This window comes from Clostridium sp. B9 (assembly GCF_050509515.1).
Classification (GTDB): Bacteria; Bacillota; Clostridia; order Clostridiales; family Clostridiaceae; genus Sarcina.
In genome coordinates, this window is record NZ_JBNWKA010000003.1 from 2622157 (window position 1) to 2642478 (window position 20322).

The window sequence follows — 20322 nt, forward strand, 5'->3', positions numbered from 1 at the left end:
ATCTCATGCGTCTATTTCTACTTTACTTAAACATAATATGCATTTTTTAATTATAATAAAACATTCATTTGTGTATTATTTATGAACTAGAGTTCCGTATTATTTTTTTCATAACATTAACTATATAAGATTTTCCTTATATAGTCAAAATATTTTTTCTTTAACATACTCTATTAAACTAACATTTTCTTCATTTTATATCTAAATTCTTTATATCTCAATAATTTTTATTAGTAAATAATTAATAAAAATATATTTTTCTTACCTATACTATAATGTCCCAAGGAAATATTTTTATAAATATTGTTAACTTTAGATAAATACTTATTTTTAGCTAAGGTTTAAATGGCTAACTAATTCTAACCTTAATAATCTTAGGTTAATATTTCTTATTCAATACTAAAAAAGCAGAGTAAATCTCTTTACTCTGCTTAAATATTAAATCTTTTCTATTAACATATCTCCACTTTTTATTAGATTCCTAATTCTAAGAAATTTAACAACAAATAAAGATATTATAGCTGGTAGTATCACCTGTGTTATAAGTATTGCTGGAATGCCTTCACTTCCCATTACAGCTATTGTTTGTATTTGACCAACAAGCCCACTTGTTCCCATTCCTGCACCTATGCTGTTAGATGATATCTTAAATATAGTTGTAGATAATATTCCAATTGAAAAACTAGAAACTACTGTTGGTATAACTATGTATGGATTTTTAACTATGTTTCCAAATTGTATTTTTGCTGTCCCTATCCCTTGAGCTATAAGACCTTCTACACCATTCTCTTTATAAGATATTACTGCAAATCCAATCATTTGACATGAACATCCCACAACTGCCGCCCCTGCTGCTAATCCTTCTAATCCCAAACTAGTTGCTAAAGCAGCAGAACTTATTGGTGATACTAAAACTAATCCCATAATGGTAGATACTATAGCTCCCATATAAATTGGTTGCATCTCTGTAGCTCTATTGATTATATCTCCTATAAATCCAACAAATTCTGATATAGTCGGAGAAATCATTATTCCTATTAGTCCTCCAAATAATATACATACCATTGGGGTTAATAGAATGTCCACCTTAGTTTTACCTGCAATTAAATTCCCTAATAATACAGTTAAAAATGCTGCTATATATGCTCCTGCTGGATCACCTACCCCAATCACCATAACTCCATCTACTAATTTAATTGCTCCTGCACCTATACTTCCTGTAACTATACAAGAAAAAATCACCAAAGGCGATGCACCTAAAAAATAAGCAACAGCTGCACCAATAGCCCCTCCCATAAACACCTTAGCAAAATTTCCTAGAGTTATAAACAATTGAAAATCCATTAAGGTACCGAGTTGAACTATTATCGTTCCTACAACTAGAGTCGCAAATAATCCAATCCCCATACCATTTAATGATTTTACTAAAGAATTTTTCATTAATAGCCCTCATTTCATATATATTTTACTTAATTTTATTTTAGAGCTATATCATTGTCAAGTTTTTAACAGCATTATCAACAAAGAAAATTTAAAACTGATACTTATATAGGTATTTTTTTAATAAATGTATATTTTTTCTATATTTAGATTAAATTTAAAACAACAGAGTGATCTTTCCCAAAACAACCCTTGTTATTTTTTTAACTTATTTGTTTACTACATCTTTTGATGATAATTTCTCTTTAAAATCTCTAAACCCACTATATATTCTATATAGGAATGGATTCCTCTCATTCATTTCACTTTCATAACTGTTCTTAGCTAAAGTCATTATAGGCCCTAAAAGATTCATTGTATCATCATATCCTTGTTGAGCTCTTAATCTCTTAGCTCCACCATCTAAATTCAAAGTTCCATTTATCATTCCATCGTCCAAACTCTTAGGAACTATTTCTATTATTTGAGCATTTGGATAAAGACTTCTATCCACAGTTCCTTCCTTTGAAAGATGTACTACTATTATTAAATCACAGCCTTCACCATATACAGGCTGAATAGGTGTGTTGTCAACCATCCCTCCATCTAAATATTTCTTACCGTCAACCTCTGAACTATCATATATTAGTGGTAGTGATGCTGAAGCCATTATAATTTCCTTACCAACTTCATCATCATAATCATTAATTTTAAAATATTTAACTTTACATTCTGGAAGTTCAGTGCAAGCTGCATAACATATCTTTCCTGACTCTTTAACTTTTCTCACATCAATAAATTTATTTACAACATCATAAGCTCCATCCTTAGGAAAGTCTCCTACTTCCAGTTTGTCTGACATATGCTTTTTTACAAAGTTAATGCTTTTAACACCTAATGCCAAAGCAACTCCCTTCTTAAGTAAATCCATTTTACTCATAGGAACCAATTTTTCCATAGTAACCTCATCCCATAACGCTTGAGCATTTTCCATATCACCTTGAGCAAATAAAGCTGCATTAAAGGCTCCTATAGATGTTCCTGATATAACTTCTATATGCTTATCTAGTTTCATCTCGACCAGTGCCTTCCAAACTCCTAGTTCGTATGCACCCTTTCCGCCTCCACCAGACAGTACTAATCCAAGTTTCATAATATTTCCCCCATTCATTACTAATCTAATAAGTTAGTAGCGATAAGATATTTATTATATTATTTTACTATATTTTTTAATAAATTGATAATAAAATCATTCTACAAAAAATGGGTCATATGAAAAATTTCATATGACCCAAATAATCTATCTCTTAATTATATAGCAAACTTAAGTAGGAATATTAATCCTAATATTACAGTAGTTATGCTTATATCTTTCCATTTTCCTGTGAATACTTTTAATACGATGTATGATATAACACCAAATACGATACCATCTGATATTGAATATGCAAAAGGCATCATTATAATTGTTAAGAATGCTGGTATAGCTTCTGTAAAATCATGTAAATTAATTTCTTTTATTGGCTCTATCATAAATAATCCAACTAGTATTAAAGCTGATGCTGTAACAGCTGGTGTAATTACTGTAAATATAGGTGCAAAGAATAATGCTAAGAAGAACATAAATGCTGTTGAAACAGCTGTTAAACCTGTTCTACCACCTTCTGCAACACCTGATGCACTTTCAACGAAAGTACTAACTGTACTTGTACCTAAACAAGCTCCTATAGTTGTACCTACTGCATCTGCAAATAAAGCTTTCTTTATGTTTGGAACTTTTCCATCTTTATCTAACATTTTAGCTTTAGTCGCAACACCAACTAAAGTTCCTATAGTATCAAACATATCCATAAATAATAATGTAAATAATGCAATTAACATATCTATTGAGAATATATTGTGGAATTCAAATTTAAACATTGTTGGAGCTATTGAAGGAGGCATACTAACTATACTGCTTGGTATAGGTGTTATTCCCATAGGAATTCCTATTATAGCTGTAACTAACATCCCTATGAATAATGCTCCTTTAACATTTCTAGCTATTAAAACACTTGTTATTAAAAGTCCAATTATCGCTAAAAGACCTGGGCCTGACACTATGTTTCCTAAAGAAACTATTGTTCCACCATCTGTATGTACTACTATTCCAGCTCCCTCTAATCCTATTAAGGCAATGAATAAACCTATACCAACTGAAATGGCATTTTTTATTCCTACAGGTATTGAGTCAACTATAGCTTCACGTACGTTAAATATAGTTAAAAGTATAAATATTATTCCCTCTAATAAAACTGCTGTTAAAGCAAATTCAAATGAATATCCCATTTGAAGAACGATTGTATAAGCAAAGAATGCGTTTAATCCCATTCCAGGCGCTTGTGCAAATGGTAACTTAGCATATAGTCCCATTATTAAAGTAGCAATTATTGCTGATAATGCTGTAGCTGTAAATACTGCTCCCTGATCCATTCCAGCTGCTGCTAATATTGATGGATTTACTATAAGTATATAAGCCATTGTCATGAATGTAGTTAATCCAGCAATAAATTCTGTTTTTACATCTGTATTATTTTCCCTAAGCTTGAAGAATTTTTCCATAATCTCACTCTTTCTTTAATATTGTTTTTTTAAAGCACCTTTAATATATTATCAGATTTTTTTTATTATTCAAGAGTTTTACGAATATTTTTGTCGAAAAAGAGAAATTAATTAGTTTTTTTGTATTATTTTTTAAGATTTCACGTATTTTAAATCAATTTTACCAATCAATAATACGCATTTAAACATATTATTCCTTTTTTATATTTCTTAATAAATTTATACTTTCATTTAATACGAACTTTAACTTAGAGTAATAAATTTATTTACATTCTTCCTAGTTCAACTAATGCACATCCCTCAATAGCAGTTATTCCATTTTCTTTACAGAAAGCTACTATTTCATCACTTTCTGCTCCAGGCTGAATTAAGACTTTATCTATTCCAAGCTCATTAGCCTCTTTTATATACTTTAATCCAGAAAAAGAGTTTATACACAAATCTATAACCTCTATTTTGTACGGTACTTCTTTTAATGTCTCATAAATCTGCTCACCACCTTTTGGATGAACACCAGATATATTAAATTCCTTACTTTCTAGCTTTTTAAATATTCTATTTGCATACTTTGTGCTATTTCCAACATCACCAACTACACACCAATTCTTAAATTCTAATAACTCCTTTGCAATCATATCGCTTCCTCCTTTAAATGATAATAAATATATTATCTCTAAATTAATTTATATTTATAACATAAAAAGGGTCATATACATTTTGTATATGACCCTAAAAAATTATCTTTTATCCTTTTGATAAGGTTGACCCTCTGCCTTTGGTGCTTGTGATGTCTTAGAGAATACTATTAATGCAAGTAAAGTTACTGCATAAGGGAATATCTTAAGTAAAACTGGTGGTATTGAAGCAAGAGAAGGTATTATTTGAGATACATTAGCAATTGTTGTTGCAAATCCAAAGAATAATGTGGCTCCTAATATTCCCCATGGCTTCCACTGTCCAAAGATCAAAGCAGCTAAAGCTAGGAATCCAAGACCAGCTACACTTCCTGTAAATTCTCCACCATAAGTTACAAGAATTATAGCTCCTCCTAAAGATGAAAATGCTCCTGATAGCATAACACCTATATATCTCATCTTATAAACATTTATTCCAGCTGCATCGGCTGCCTGTGGATGTTCTCCACATGCTCTTAGTCTTAGTCCAAAACTTGTCTTATATAATAAATATGTGCTTATTAATAATATTGCAATTACTAACCAAGTAGTTATATAAGTCTTTTTAAAGAACAGATCCCCTATAATAGGTATTGATGATAACACAGGAATATCTTGTGGTATGAACCCTTGAGTTATTCTAATATTACCACTTCCAGTCATATTTCTAGCTAAAAATACTGTTAAAGCTCCAGCTATCATATTGATAGCAGTACCACTTATAACCTGATCAGCATTTAAATTTATACTTGCAAAGGCATGTAGCAAAGAAAATAATATTCCTACTAGCATTGCTACTCCTAAACCAATCCATAAAGGAAGAGAACTTCCTGGCATTGCTTCTTGAAGTTTTACTATTGTAAAAGCCCCAGAAAATGACCCAACAATCATAAGACCATCAAGTCCAATATTTACAATACCACTTCTCTCAGAAAATAAAGCTCCCAATGAAGTTATTAAAAGTGGTATAGTAAACGCTATCGCATATGGAAATATTTGTTGAATTGTTCCCCACATTATTTGTTCACCACTCTTTCATCTTTTTTATTCTCTTCATGTTCTTTCTTAATTTTCTTTTCTCTCTTCTTTATCTTATTGAAAACTCTTTCCATAATTACACTTGTAGCAGCAAAGTATATTATTGTAGCCATTATTGTATCCGCTATTTCTGGTGGAATACTTGTCATAGCATTCATAAACCCTTTTCCTGTGTATAATAAACCAAAGAATAAAGCTGAGAATAAGACTCCTATTGGATTACTTGCTCCTAATAAAGCAACAGCTATTCCATCAAAACCTTGAGATGGCATAACACCAATTTGCATACTAATTGCATTTCCTGCATATTGAGTAACTCCTGCAAGACCTGATAATGCTCCTGATATCATCATTGATAGAATAATGTTTCTATTTACAGAAATACCAGCATATTCTGCCGCATCTTTATTAAATCCAACCGCCTTTAGCTCATATCCTAAAACAGTCTTATTTAATACAAACCAAACAGCTATTACAGAAATTATAGCTATTATTATTCCCATATTTATAAATGAACCTTGGAATAAATCAGTAAGAGCTTGTACTCTTAAAGTTGCTCCTGCTGGTAACTGTGCTGATTCTGTTTCTAAGAATTCTCCTTTAAAATACATAGGTATCATATAATAAACTATCCAATAAGCTATCCAGTTCATCATTATTGTAGAAACAACTTCATGAACATTAAATTTCGCTTTTAAAACTCCTGGAATCCATGCCCAAATGGCTCCTCCAATTAATCCAGCTAAAATAACTAATGGTATCAATATGGGAGCAGGTAATTTTAAAGATAATCCAACTACAGTGGCAAAGAAACCACCCATTAATAATTGTCCTGGTGCTCCTATGTTGAATAATCCAGTCTTAAAAGCAAAGGCTAATGAAAGACCTGTTAATATAAGCGGAGTTGCAGTAGCTAGCATATTTCCTACTCTCTCAATGCTCATAAAACTACCTCTAAATAAGAAACTATATCCTTCTATAGGATTATGTCCCATAATAAGCATTAATACGGCCCCAGCAATTAGTCCTAAAATAATAGCCATTAGAGATATGATAAATTGTTTAAACTTCATGCTTTACCCCTCCTTTTATACCAGCCATCATAAGACCAACTTCATTTTCATCAGTTTCATCTGCATTGACAATCCCTATAAGTTCTCCATTGTTTATAATTGCAATCCTATCTGAAACATTTAATATTTCATCTAATTCTAAAGATATTAAAAGCACACCTTTCCCATTATCTCTTTGTTCTACCAATCTCTTATGAATATATTCTATAGATCCAACATCTAATCCTCTTGTTGGTTGTGCTGCTATAAGCAGCTCTGGATTTAATTCTACCTCACGACCTATAATAGCTTTTTGTTGATTTCCACCTGATAAACTTCTTGCAATAGAATTCGCACCTTCTCCTGATCTCACATCAAATTCTTCTATTATCTTCTCAGCATATGCTTTTATTTCACTTCTATTTAATAAGCCATTTTTAGAAAATGGATCCTTATTATAAACTTCTAAAACCATATTATCTTCTATAGAATAATCTAAAACTAGCCCTCTTTTATGTCTATCTTCTGGTATATGTGCTATCCCTGAATTAATTCTACTTCTAATAGAATCCCCTGTTATATCATTATTTTTAAATATAATCTTTCCAGACTCAACCTTTCTAAGCCCTGTAATAGCTTCAATCAATTCACTTTGTCCATTCCCTTCAACTCCAGCTATTCCAACAATCTCTCCCTTTCTAACCTGAAGAGAAAAATCTTTTAATCCTAGAACTTTTTTATTATTTTTAACTGATAAGTTTTGTACATCTAAAACTACATTTCCTGGATTCGCAGGCTTTTTATCAACTTTAAATGAAACCTCTCTACCAACCATCATTTTAGCCATTTCAGCTTCACTAGTAGTATCAACATCTACAATACCAATATACCTTCCTCTTCTTATAACAGTACATCTATCAGCTGCAGCTTTTATCTCTTTTAATTTATGAGTAATAATTATTATTGACTTTCCTTCATTTACAAGGTTCTTCATTATTCTTATTAATTCATCTATTTCTTTAGGCGTTAAAACAGCTGTTGGTTCATCAAATATCAAAACTTCAGCATCTCTATATAACATTTTTAAAATTTCTACTCTTTGTTGCATACCAACAGAAATATCCTCTATCTTGGCATAAGGGTCAACATTTAAGCCATATTGCTTAGATAAATTTTCAATCTTCTTTGCTGCTCCTTTTAAATCCATTCCTAAACCACCAAAAGTTTTAGGCTCACACCCTAAAACTATATTTTGAGTTACAGTAAAATTTTCTACTAATTTAAAGTGCTGATGAACCATTCCAATTCCTAAATCATTTGCTACATTAGGATCAGTTATTTTCACTTCTTTTCCTTTTACTTTTATAACTCCCTTATCTGGTTGGTTCATACCAAAAAGAACTCCCATTAAAGTTGATTTACCAGCTCCATTTTCTCCAAGAAGAGCATGTATCTCTCCTTTTCTTAGCTGCAAAGTTATATTATCATTGGCCACTATACCCGGGAACTCTTTACGAATATTAAGCATTTCTACTACATACTCCATATGTTACCCTCCTTAATACATATAAATTCTTTTTAATTCTCTATGTTTAACAATTCAAAAACCCATATTTTTCTAATAATAGTATGTTATCTTAGATAAATAAAAGGAGGGGGTAGCCCCACCTCCTTTAATAAAAAATATCTATTTTAACTACTTTATTAAATCTCCTTGTTCAGCAGAAACTTTTATATCACCATTTTTTAATTTTTCATAAACTTCATTTGCTTTTTTTATAGTTTCTTCACTTAAGTTAGGATTTTTTTCAGGTAATCCTACACCATTATTTGATGCATCATACATTAGAGTTTGTCCACCCGGGAATTTTCCATCTAAATCATCTTTTATCATATCATATGAAGCATTACCAATTCTCTTAACAGCTGAAGTAAGTATTACAGATTTATCTCCTTCATAAATACCATCATTATATTGGTCAACATCTACTCCGATTATCCATGCTTGCTTTCCTGAAGCTGTTCTATTTTTTGCCTCTTGAATAGCACCAACACCAACTCCACCAGCTGCACAGAATATAGCTTTTACTCCGCTATCAAACATATGAGCTGCTATTTGTCCACCAGCAGCTGAATCATTAAATGATCCTTGATATACTACATCTTTAGCATCTATAGTCATCTTAGTTCCTAAATTTTTGTTTGCATAATCTACTCCTTGTTGGAATCCCCAGTTAAATTTCTGAACTGGTGGAATTTGCATACCACCTATAAATCCTAAAGCTCCTTCTTTAAGTTGAAGTGCTGTTGCAACTCCCGCCATGAATCCTGCTTGTTGCTCTGCGAAATGTATTGAAACCGTATTCTTAGCAACATCTGCTTTAGCACCTTTTTCTCCTGAATGAGGCGAACCATCTAATAATACAAATTTTCCTTCTGGATATTTTGTTTGTGCTTTATATATAGCGGTCTCAAATTTAAATCCTGGAGTTACAATAAACTTAAATCCTGCATCATAAAGATTTCCAATTTCTTTTAAGTAATCTGATTCTGTTTCTCCAGTTGGTTTTACATATTTAGCTTCTACGCCCAACTCTTTCTCAGCCTTTTTAATTCCTTCCCAAGTTCCTTGGTTAAAAGATTTATCATCGATAGTACCTGAATCAGTAACCATACCAACTTTTAATTTTTCCTTAGTGCCTGAATCACTCGATGCTTGTCCCTCACTAGTACTTCCTCCACATCCAACAATTAAAGTTGCTGTTGTAATTACTGCTAATATAGCAGAAAGAACTTTCTTTTTCATTTGATCTTCCTCCCTAACACCTTAAATTTTATTAAGTCTCTAAATATTAGCGTGCGAACTACTTAGTTAAAATTAAGTAAAGTTCTACAAACTAATATTCCAAAACTTTTTTTAGCTAATTGTTCGTTTAATATTATATTAATCTCTGTAATCGCTATCTTACTATACATATTTTAAAATTAAATACATTTTTTATAATTTTTTACTTTTTTACTTCATTTGTTATTCACAATAATTTTACACTTTTTATTTTTTACTTATTTTTCATTTTATTCAAATTTATTACTCATTGTTTTTACTTCAATATAATTGCTTATATAAAATTCATCTAATTTCGTTTTAATTTTATTCATTTTACAAGTAACCGCTAACACATTTATGTTTATAACTAAAAAATTTTAGCTAATATATTCCTCTCCTTAATCTTAATTAAAATAAAAAACCAATGGAGCAAATTAGTATTATAATTTGCTCTATTGGTTTTAAAAATGTCTGTATATATAAACTTATCTCTTGTCCTTTTGATAAGGTTGACCTGCAGCCTTCGGTGCCTGTGATGTCTTAGAGAACACTATTAAGGCTAGTAAAGTTACTACATATGGGAATATCTTAAGTAATACTGGCGGTATAGTTGCTAATGAAGGTACTATTCCTGATACATTTGCTATAGTTGTAGCAAATCCAAAGAATAATGTAGCTCCTAAAACTCCCCATGGCTTCCACTGTCCAAAAATTAAAGCAGCTAAGGCTAAGAATCCTAATCCAGCAACGCCTCCTGTAAACTCTCCACCATAAGTTACAAGAATTACAGCTCCACCTAATGATGAAAATGCTCCTGATATCATAACACCTATATATCTCATCTTATAAACATTTATTCCAGCTGCATCGGCTGCTTGTGGATGTTCTCCACATGCTCTTAGTCTTAATCCAAAACTTGTTTTATATAAAAGGAAAGTACTGACTACAAGAATTCCTATTACTAACCAAGTAGTTGCATATGTTTTTGTAAAGAATAAGTCTCCTATAACAGGTATTGATGATAACACAGGAATATCTTGTGGTATGAACCCTTGAGTTATTCTAATATTACCACTTCCAGTCATGTTTCTAGCTAAAAATACTGTTAAAGCTCCAGCTATCATATTGATAGCAGTACCACTTATAACCTGATCAGCATTTAAATTTATACTTGCAAAGGCATGTAGTAGAGAAAATAAAACTCCAACTAACATAGCAACTGCTAATCCAATCCACAAAGGAAGTGAGCTTCCTGGCATTGCTTCTTGAAGTTTTACTATAGTGAAGGCTCCTGAGAATGATCCTACTATCATAAGACCATCAAGTCCAATATTTACAACTCCACTTCTTTCAGAAAATAAAGCACCTAATGCAGTGATTAAAAGAGGTATAGTAAAGCCTATAGCATACGGAAATATTTGTTGAATGATATCCCACATTATTTGCTCACCACCCTTTCATCTTTTTTATTTTCTTCATAATCTTTCTTAACTTTCTTTTCTCTCTTCTTTATCTTGTTGAAAACTCTTTCCATAATTACACTTGTAGCAGCAAAGTATATTATTGTAGCCATTATTGTATCCGCTATTTCTGGTGGAATACTTGTCATAGCATTCATAAATCCTTTTCCTGTGTATAATAAACCAAAGAATAAAGCTGAGAATAAGACTCCTATTGGATTACTTGCTCCTAATAAAGCAACAGCTATTCCATCAAAACCTTGAGTTGGCATAACCCCTATCTGCATACTAATAGCATTTCCAGTATATTGAACAACTCCTGCAAGTCCAGCTAATCCACCAGCTATCATCATTGATAGAATAATATTTCTATTTACAGAAATACCAGCATATTCTGCTGCATCTCTATTGAATCCAACCGCCTTTAGCTCATATCCTAAAACAGTCTTATTTAATACAAACCAAACAGCTATTACTGAAATTATAGCTATTATTATCCCCATATTTATAAATGAACCTTGGAATAAATCAGTAAGAGCTTGTACTCTTAAAGTTGCTCCTGCTGGTAACTGTGCTGATTCTGTTTCTAAGAATTCTCCTTTGAAATACATAGGAACTAAATAATAAATCATCCAATAAGCTATCCAGTTCATCATTATTGTAGAAACAACTTCATGAACGTTAAACTTAGCTTTTAATGCTCCAGGGATTAGTGCCCATAAAGCTCCACCTAATATACCTGCAATAATCATTAAAGGTAATAATATAAATGTTGGTAATTCTATAGTTAACCCAATTGCAACAGCACAAAATCCACCCATTAATAATTGACCTGGTGCTCCTATGTTGAATAATCCAGTCTTAAAAGCAAAGGCTAATGAAAGACCTGTTAATATAAGAGGAGTTGCAGTAGCTAAGGTATTACCTATTCTCTCCATATTCATTAATCCACCCCTGAATAGATAAGAATATCCTTCAACCGGGTTATGCCCCATAATAGCCATTAAAATTGCTCCTGCAATAAGTCCCAAAATAATAGCCATTAGAGATATAATACACTGCTTAAACTTCATGCTTTATTCCTCCTTTTACACCAGCCATCATAAGACCTACTTCATTTTCATTAGTTTCATCTGCATTAACAATACCTATAAGCTCTCCATTATTTATAATTGCAATCCTATCTGAAACATTTAATATTTCATCTAATTCCAAAGATATTAAAAGTACACCTTTTCCACTATCTCTTTGTTCTACAAGTCTTTTGTGAATATATTCTATTGAACCAACATCTAATCCTCTAGTAGGCTGAGCAGCTATTAAAAGTTCAGGATTAAGCTCTATTTCACGGCCTATTATAGCTTTTTGTTGGTTACCTCCAGATAGTGATCTAGATATTGATGATGCTCCCTCCCCTGATCTAACATCAAACTCATCAATGATCTTTTCAGCATATTCTCTTATTGCTTTTCTATTTAGTAATCCATTATTTGAGAATGGTTTCTTATTATAAACCTCTAAAACCATGTTATCCTCTAAAGAATAGTCTAAAACTAATCCCCTTTTGTGTCTGTCCTCTGGTATGTGAGCAATACCAGAATCAATTCTACTTCTTATAGAATTTCCTGTTATATCATTATTTTTAAATAAAACTGTTCCACTTTCTGCTTTTCTTAATCCAGTAATAGCTTCAATCAATTCACTTTGTCCATTACCTTCTACTCCAGCAATCCCTAGAATTTCTCCTGCTCTAACTTGAACTGAAAAATTCTTTAGTCCTAGAACCTTTTTATTATTTTTAACTGATAAATTTTTTACATCTAAAACTACATTTCCTGGATTCGCAGGCTTTTTATCAACTTTAAATGAAACTTCTCTACCAACCATCATTTTAGCCATTTCTGATTCGCTTGTATTCTTAACATCTACTGTACCAATATATCTTCCTCTTCTTATAACAGTACATCTATCAGCTGCAGCCTTTATTTCTTTTAATTTATGAGTAATTATAATTATTGATTTTCCTTCATTTATAAGGTTTTTCATTATTTTTATAAGCTCTTCAATCTCTTGAGGAGTCAATACAGCTGTAGGTTCATCTAATATTAAAACATCTGCATCCCTATAAAGCATTTTTAATATCTCAACTCTCTGCTGCATACCTACAGATATATCCTCAATCTTTGCATAAGGATCAACATTTAATCCATACTGTTTAGAAAGATTTTCTATCTTCTTAGCCGCTTTTTTCAAGTCCATCCCTAGTCCAAAAAGAATTTTAGGCTCACATCCTAATACTATGTTTTGTGTAACTGTAAAGTTTTCTACAAGTTTAAAATGTTGGTGAACCATACCTATTCCTAAATCATTTGCTACGTTTGGATTATTTATCTTAACCTCTTTCCCCTTAACTCTTATGCTTCCTTTATCTGGCTGATTCATTCCAAAAAGAATTCCCATTAAAGTTGATTTACCTGCTCCATTTTCCCCTAGAAGAGCATGTATTTCTCCTTTTCTTAGTTGCAAAGTTATATTATCATTTGCTACTATCCCAGGAAACTCTTTGCGAATATTAAGCATCTCTACTACATATTCCATAAGTTACCTCCTTAATACTTTATAAAATTCTATACTTTATCACATTGCTTTTTGCAAAACAAAATACTTTTTTTCTATATAACAACCCACTTTTTATTGCTTACAAACTAATTTTTATATAATTAAAAGGAGAGGGAAGCCCCATCTCCTTAATAAAAACTTCCTTGAATTTTAAATTACTCTATTAATTCACCTTGCTCAGCAGAAACCTTAATTTCTCCATTTTTTAATTGCTCGAAAACTTTATTTACTTCAGTCATAGTCTCTTCACTTAAGTTTGGATTTTCATCTGGTAAACCAACACCATTGTTTGATGCATCGTAAGTTAATGTTTGTCCACCTGGGAATTCACCATCTAGCTCTTTCTTAATCATGTCATATGAAGCATGGTCAATTCTCTTTATAGCTGAAGTAAGTATTACTGACTTATCGCCTTCGTAGATACCATCTTCATATTGGTCAACGTCAACCCCAATTATCCAAGCTTGCTCTCCTGAAGAAGTTCTGTTTTTAGCTTCTTGAATAGCTCCAACTCCAACTCCACCAGCTGCACAGAATATAGCTTTTACTCCATTGTCATACATTTGAGCTGCTATTTGTCCACCAGCTGCTGAATCATCGAATGTTCCTTGATATATAACATTATCAGCTTCTAATGTCATCTTAGTTCCTAATTTCTCATTAGCATAAGCAACACCCTGTTGGAATCCCCAGTTAAACTTTTGAACTGGTGGTATTTTCATACCGCCGATAAATCCTAAAGCTCCTTCTTTTAATTCAAGTGCAGTAGCTACACCAGCCATAAATCCTGCTTGCTCTTCAGCGAAGAATATTGATACAGTATTATCTGCAACCTCTGGTTTAGCTCCTTCTTGTCCTGAGTGTGGAGCACCATCTAATAATACAAATTTAGCATCTTCATATTTAGTTTGTCCTTTATATATAGCAGTTTCAAACTTAAATCCTGGAGTTACGATAAATTTAAATCCTGCATCGTAAAGATTTCCTATTTCTTTTAAGTAATCTGCCTCAGTTGTTCCATTTGGTTTTAAATACTTATTTTCAATTCCTAAATCTTCTTTAGCCTTTTCAATACCTGTCCAAGTTCCTTGATTGAATGATTTGTCATCTATAGTTCCTGCATCAGTAACCATTCCAATCTTCATTCCTGGTTTAGAATCTGATCCACCACCAGTTGTTTGTCCCTCTCCTGAACCACCGCAACCTGCAAGTAAAGTAGCTGTTGTAAGTACTGCTAAAACAGCAGAAAGAAATTTCTTTTTCATTTAATAATCCTCCTTAATACTTTAAAATAATTCTTATTTAAAAGCCTACATATTAACTTCTCTATTTAAGTTAATAATAAATTGTAAAATAAGCTAATATTCATAAGCTATTTTAAACTCATCGTTCGTCGTTCGACTTTACAATGATTATATTAAACTGTGAAAGCGATGCCCTTCTATATGTTTTCAACATTTTAATATTTTATTCTCACTTTTTCTAAAAATTCGACTATATTTAGAATACAGAAAATCATTTTCTAATTACAATTTATGTATTTCATACTTTTTATTATATTTTCATCGTTATTTTCTTTTATCGATATAATTTAGTTAATTTTTTATACATTATTTATTTTTAACTTGTTCATTATTGTTTTTTGCGACGAGAAAGCGCTTTCATATTATTAGACTTCATAAACAAAACACATGATTATACATGTGTTTCTCTTAAATTCAAACTTATTTTCTATACAGTAATGTATACTTATTTTTCTTATTTAATATTCCTTTTTCCCTAAAATTATTTTTATCATTTAACATTAAATTTTATTTTAAAACAAAAAAATCACAACAATTAATTGCTGTGATTTCTAATCTAATTAATATCCATTTATAAATCTCATTACTTCACCTGTTTTTTCAGTACCTAATCCAATAAATAACCTTTGTATATCTGAATGATGAACTCCTTCTATTTCTAAAAGTTTTCCCTCACCTTCTAATCTATTTATTTTTTCAATAAATCTTTTTGAATTTTCAATATTAACAATACAATCCTTATTTCCATGTATACATAAAACAGGAATTTTAGGAGAATCCTCTTTTACTAAGTTTATAGGGTTTACATCAAATATTTGTTCTTTTCCATAAAGATACCTATTAATATAGCTATCATATTCTTTAGACTCACAAAGACTAAAATCTAAGGTTCCAGCTAAAGTTATCAGTGAACAAATAATATTATTATCTATATTAAACTTACTTCTCATTTCTTCATTATAAACTAAATTTGCTGCTAACTCTGCTCCTGCAGAATAAGCCATAACAACTATCTTTTGTGGTTTATTACTATCTACATAGTGCTTAAATGCTGAAAATATATTTTCAATTTGTACTGGATATTTATGTTCTGGTGCTAGTTCATAAGAAGGAATAACTATATTAAATCCATATTTATAAAAGAATTTACCTATAGCTGCACATCCTTTTGGGCTACCTTTCCAAAATCCACTACTATGTATGAAGAATATGGTTGGTTTTCTCTTATCATACCCTTTATAAACTCTATAAAAAGCTCGTTTATCATCTCCATATTTAAACTCTTTATAATCTATATTTCTATCTTTTAGAAAATTATATTTTATAAATTCTATAAAAAGCTCTTTTTTTAGTTTATTTTCTTCTTTCTTACATTCATACATTTATGCTCTCCTTAATTTTGAATATTCCTAAAGGTACTCCTTATCACTATACCTATAAATATTAACAATTTCAATGGTTTATTCAAAAATTATTAATATTTTAATCAATATTATAATATAAAATCTTTGTAAACGTAAAATAAGAGAATGTCTATTTATTAAAACATTCTCTCTATCAACAAATTCTATTTTATTTTTTCTATTTTTTCATATACAACTGCTACTAATCCTGGACCAGTATGCATTCCAAATATAGGTCCCAAATGACCAAAACTAAATTTTTCAACATTATCGTAATTATTCCTCTTTAAAGTTTCAAGGTATTCTAAAGCCTCATTTTCTGCTCCACCTTCTAAAACCCAAACATTACATCTATATTCTGATAAAACTTCTTCTAGATATTTAGTCATTTTATTAATAGCCTTTTTCTTACCTCTTACCTTTGAATGAGTATATAAAACACCTTCATCATTTACAGATGCTATAGGTTTTATCTGTAATATGCTACCTAATGATCCTGCTATTTTCCCTATTCTTCCACCTCTTTGAAGATATTCTAATGTATCAATTGTAAAATAACCGTGCATACTTTCTCTTATTTTAGGTATTTCATTAACTATTTCACTGAATGATTGTCCAATTCTAATCATCTCAGATATTTTAAGAACAAGTTGTCCCTCTATAACAGTTAACCCTCTACTATCATATACAAAACATTCCAACCCCTCAAAATCTTCACATAATAATCTTAAAGAATTAAAAGTTCCTGAAAGACCACTTGAAATAGTAACTATTATAGCATGTGTATATCCCTTCTTAACTAAGCTATTAAATAGATCTGTTACTTCTCCTAAGTCTGGTAATGAACTAGTTGGTACTTCTTCATGTAACCTATCATATATCTCTTTAGGCGATATTTCTAAAACATCCTTAAACTCTTTTTCCCCATATCTAATTATAAACGGTGTTAGAAATATATTATTTTCTTCAAGCTCCCTTATGCTTAAATCCCCACCTGTATCAGTTATTAAAGCAATTTTCTCCATATTATATATTTCCCTTCTTTCATAAGATACTACTATTTAATTTTCTTTTACATAATACTATAACACCTTTATATCTTCCCTTGAATAAAGTAAGTAGGACTTTTAATATTATTTATAATTTATTAATAAACAAGATTTTATTTTTATCTAATGTTAACTATTTAATATTCTATAATAAAAAATGACCTACAGATAAATCCATAGGTCATTTTTTATATTTAATACTAATTAAAAACTATTTTTTGAATTTGTTTAATCTTTCTTTAGTTTCTAATCTGTTAGCCCACATTTCTTCTTCTGATTTGTATCCTCTTGGCTTTGCTTGATCCTTAGTATATTTTGGTCCAAACATAAGATCTAATATGTGAACTGCATCTTTACCAGCAGCTTGCATAGTTCCTCTACATGAACCACAGTAAGTTACTATATTATCTTGGTTAAAATCATTAGCTCTTCTAGTGTATACTCTTTCGTATAACTCTGGATTTGAGCTACATACCATTCCACCAACACCACAACATCTAGTGTTTTTACCATTTCTTTCAACTTCTTCCCAGTTGTATCCTAATTGATCTAAGATCCATCTTACACTTTCATGATGTGAAGTTACATCTCTAGTTACACATGAATCATGAATGTTGAATATAACATCTGATCCTTCTCCAATTCCCTTAGCTTCTGCCGGAATTCCTATTAAATCTTTCATTAAATCCCAATAAGCTATAACTCTTTGGTTTTTAGCTGTTTCATTAAATACTTTGTAACATGATGGACAAACAGTTATTATAACTTCTGCTCCCATTTCATCTAATATGTCTACAGCTTTTTTATTTCTTTCTTCATATCTTTCTTCTTCTCCGATTAAGTAAGTTACCTTACCACAACATTGAAGTAATGCACCAACATTTTCTTCTCCTAGAGAATCTTTTAAGTGTCTTAATACACTTTCTACTCCACCTGGAGTGTAAGCTGGTACTGTACATCCTGGTACAAATACATATTTAGTCTTCTTCTTAGCTTTTTTCTCTTCTTTCACTTCCTCAACTGGAGTTGCCTCAACTGTTGTACAGAATTCTTCTGAACATTCTTTTTCTTGAGTAGCATCACTTGCTTTTAATGATTCTAAAGGAATTATTCCACCATTCTCCTCAGCAAATGCTTCTTTCATAGCTCTAAAGTTAACTTTTAAATCTAATTCTTTAGGACATTTTAATGTACACTGATTACATTCATTGCATGAATATGCTATCATATCATCCATATTTTCATATCCTTTTTCTAAGTATTCTCTAAATAAAGCTTTTGGACAGTCAGTATAGTCATTAAGCATTATACATTCTTTCATACAAAGCTTACATTGACATTGTCTACATCTATCTGCTTCTCTTTCAGCTTCTTCTTTAGTATATCCTAAAGCTACCTCATCAAATGACTTGATTCTTTCAGCTGGATCTAATTCTTCCATATCTTCTCTTTTACCAGTTATTGTTGACCAGTCAGTTGGCATTTGTAACTTAGTTTCATAAGTCCAAGTATCCTTTAACTCTCTTCCTTCTGTTAAGCTTTCTCCATTTAGGAATCTTATAACAGATTGAGCTGCTCTTCTACCAGTTGCCATAGCTTGTATAACTATAACTGATTCTCCTGAAGCATCTCCTGCTAAGAATACTTTTTCGTTTGAAGCTGACTGTAAAGTTTCTTTATCACACTCAAAAGTAGTATTTGGTCTTTGAGTTAAGATATCTTTAGCAAATTCTCCTTCAACACCTTGACCTATAGCAAATACTATTGTATCTACTTCTATTTCACTTGTAGCTTCATCATCAAATTTTGGAGCAAATCTTCCATTTTCATCAAACATTGAAAGACATTGCTTTAATGTTACTCCTGAAACTCTACCATTTTCATCTACATGTATTTTCTTTATAGCTTGTGCATGATTGAATTTGATTCCCTCTGCTATAGCTCCCTCTATTTCATGATTTGATGATGCCATGTTGTCAAAGCTATCTTCTAAGCATATTGAGTAAACTTTCTCAACACCATCTACTCTTAATGAAGTTCTAGCACAGTCCATAGCAACGTCTCCGCCACCTACAACCAATACTACTTTACCAGCTTTCTCAACATTTCCTGTTAAAGCTGCTTCTTTTAAGTAACCAGCTGCACTGAATACTCCCTCAGCATCTGAATTTTCTAAACTTCTATCTACTCTTCCTTGATGCTTACCTACAGCAACAACTACGCTATCAAAATCATTAACTATATCATTGAATGCTTTATCTTTTCCAATTTCACAGTTTAACTCAAAATTAACACCTAATTTATCTAAGTAGCTTATTTCTTTTTCTAAGCCTTTTCTTGGTAATCTGTAAGCTGGGATACCTACTGCCATCATACCACCTCTAACTGGTAGTTTTTCGAACACAGTAACTTCGCATCCTTCTCTTCTTAAATCTAGAGCTGCTTGTAATCCTGAAGGACCAGCACCTATAACAGCTACTTTTTTACCATTGCTTTCTTTTACTGAAAGATCCCAATCTTCTTCTTTATCGAAATTATCAGCTGCATATCTTTTTAATGAAGCTATTGCCATTGGACTTTTTCCTTCATTCCATTTACATTGTTTTTCACATGGATGTGCACATATTCTTCCTAATGTACCTGGTATAAATAATTTTTCTCTTATAACTTTTATGGCATCTTCGCCTTTTTCTTCTTTTATCAATCTAACGTATTCTTTAACGTCAGTATGCATAGGACAAGTTGCAACACAAGCTGCAGTCTCTTCACCCATACAATTCTCAACTATCTTTTCCATATTAGCTACGATTTCTTTTTTTAACATTGCCATTCCTCCTAATATCGTACTAACTTTCATCCTATGATGCATTGTTAAA

15 protein-coding genes are annotated in these 20322 nt (G+C 31.1%); all 15 read right to left on the reverse strand.

Annotation, left to right across the window (positions count from 1 at the left end; translation table 11 throughout):
- Positions 1–438: 438 nt before the first annotated feature.
- The 15 genes from ACQZHJ_RS11470 to ACQZHJ_RS11540 all read right to left on the reverse strand — a co-directional run bounded on the left by ACQZHJ_RS11470 (position 439) and on the right by ACQZHJ_RS11540 (position 20270).
- Complete coding sequence (locus ACQZHJ_RS11470; RefSeq protein WP_430485691.1) at positions 439–1440, reverse strand: PTS transporter subunit IIC; 1002 nt, start codon at positions 1438–1440, stop codon at positions 439–441.
- A gap of 208 nt (positions 1441–1648) precedes the next feature.
- A complete protein-coding gene (locus tag ACQZHJ_RS11475; RefSeq protein ID WP_430485692.1) occupies positions 1649–2572 on the reverse strand; it encodes a patatin-like phospholipase family protein in 924 nt (307 codons plus the stop codon).
- A 158-nt stretch (positions 2573–2730) separates the two neighbouring features.
- Positions 2731–4020, reverse strand: a complete 1290-nt coding sequence (locus ACQZHJ_RS11480) for an NCS2 family permease (RefSeq protein WP_430485693.1) — start codon at positions 4018–4020, stop codon at positions 2731–2733.
- A 266-nt stretch (positions 4021–4286) separates the two neighbouring features.
- On the reverse strand, positions 4287–4655 hold the full coding sequence (locus tag ACQZHJ_RS11485) for a CoA-binding protein (protein ID WP_430485694.1): 369 nt from the start codon (positions 4653–4655) through the stop codon (positions 4287–4289).
- A 102-nt stretch (positions 4656–4757) separates the two neighbouring features.
- Positions 4758–5711 (reverse strand): ABC transporter permease, encoded by a 954-nt coding sequence (locus ACQZHJ_RS11490; RefSeq protein WP_430485695.1) that lies wholly within the window; start codon positions 5709–5711, stop codon positions 4758–4760.
- Positions 5711–6805 (reverse strand): ABC transporter permease, encoded by a 1095-nt coding sequence (locus ACQZHJ_RS11495; protein ID WP_430485696.1) that lies wholly within the window; start codon positions 6803–6805, stop codon positions 5711–5713. The genes ACQZHJ_RS11490 and ACQZHJ_RS11495 overlap by 1 nt, the downstream gene beginning before the upstream one ends.
- Entirely contained in the window at positions 6795–8330 is a 1536-nt protein-coding gene (locus ACQZHJ_RS11500; RefSeq protein WP_430485697.1) for an ABC transporter ATP-binding protein, read from the reverse strand. Before ACQZHJ_RS11500 ends, ACQZHJ_RS11495 begins: the two co-directional genes overlap by 11 nt.
- 150 nt (positions 8331–8480) lie before the next feature.
- Entirely contained in the window at positions 8481–9590 is a 1110-nt protein-coding gene (locus ACQZHJ_RS11505) for a BMP family ABC transporter substrate-binding protein (RefSeq protein WP_430485698.1), read from the reverse strand.
- Positions 9591–10096: 506 nt separating this feature from the next.
- Positions 10097–11050 (reverse strand): ABC transporter permease, encoded by a 954-nt coding sequence (locus ACQZHJ_RS11510; RefSeq protein WP_430485699.1) that lies wholly within the window; start codon positions 11048–11050, stop codon positions 10097–10099.
- Positions 11050–12144 (reverse strand): ABC transporter permease, encoded by a 1095-nt coding sequence (locus ACQZHJ_RS11515; RefSeq protein ID WP_430485700.1) that lies wholly within the window; start codon positions 12142–12144, stop codon positions 11050–11052. Before ACQZHJ_RS11515 ends, ACQZHJ_RS11510 begins: the two co-directional genes overlap by 1 nt.
- Positions 12134–13669, reverse strand: a complete 1536-nt coding sequence (locus tag ACQZHJ_RS11520; RefSeq protein WP_430485701.1) for an ABC transporter ATP-binding protein — start codon at positions 13667–13669, stop codon at positions 12134–12136. The genes ACQZHJ_RS11515 and ACQZHJ_RS11520 overlap by 11 nt, the downstream gene beginning before the upstream one ends.
- Before the next feature lie 176 nt (positions 13670–13845).
- Entirely contained in the window at positions 13846–14955 is a 1110-nt protein-coding gene (locus ACQZHJ_RS11525) for a BMP family ABC transporter substrate-binding protein (RefSeq protein WP_430485702.1), read from the reverse strand.
- 599 nt (positions 14956–15554) lie between these two features.
- Complete coding sequence (locus ACQZHJ_RS11530) at positions 15555–16376, reverse strand: alpha/beta hydrolase (RefSeq protein ID WP_430485703.1); 822 nt, start codon at positions 16374–16376, stop codon at positions 15555–15557.
- Between the two features lie 185 nt (positions 16377–16561).
- Positions 16562–17422, reverse strand: a complete 861-nt coding sequence (locus ACQZHJ_RS11535) for a DegV family protein (protein ID WP_430485704.1) — start codon at positions 17420–17422, stop codon at positions 16562–16564.
- 235 nt (positions 17423–17657) lie between these two features.
- Positions 17658–20270 (reverse strand): FAD-dependent oxidoreductase, encoded by a 2613-nt coding sequence (locus ACQZHJ_RS11540; protein WP_430485705.1) that lies wholly within the window; start codon positions 20268–20270, stop codon positions 17658–17660.
- Positions 20271–20322 lie beyond the last annotated feature (52 nt).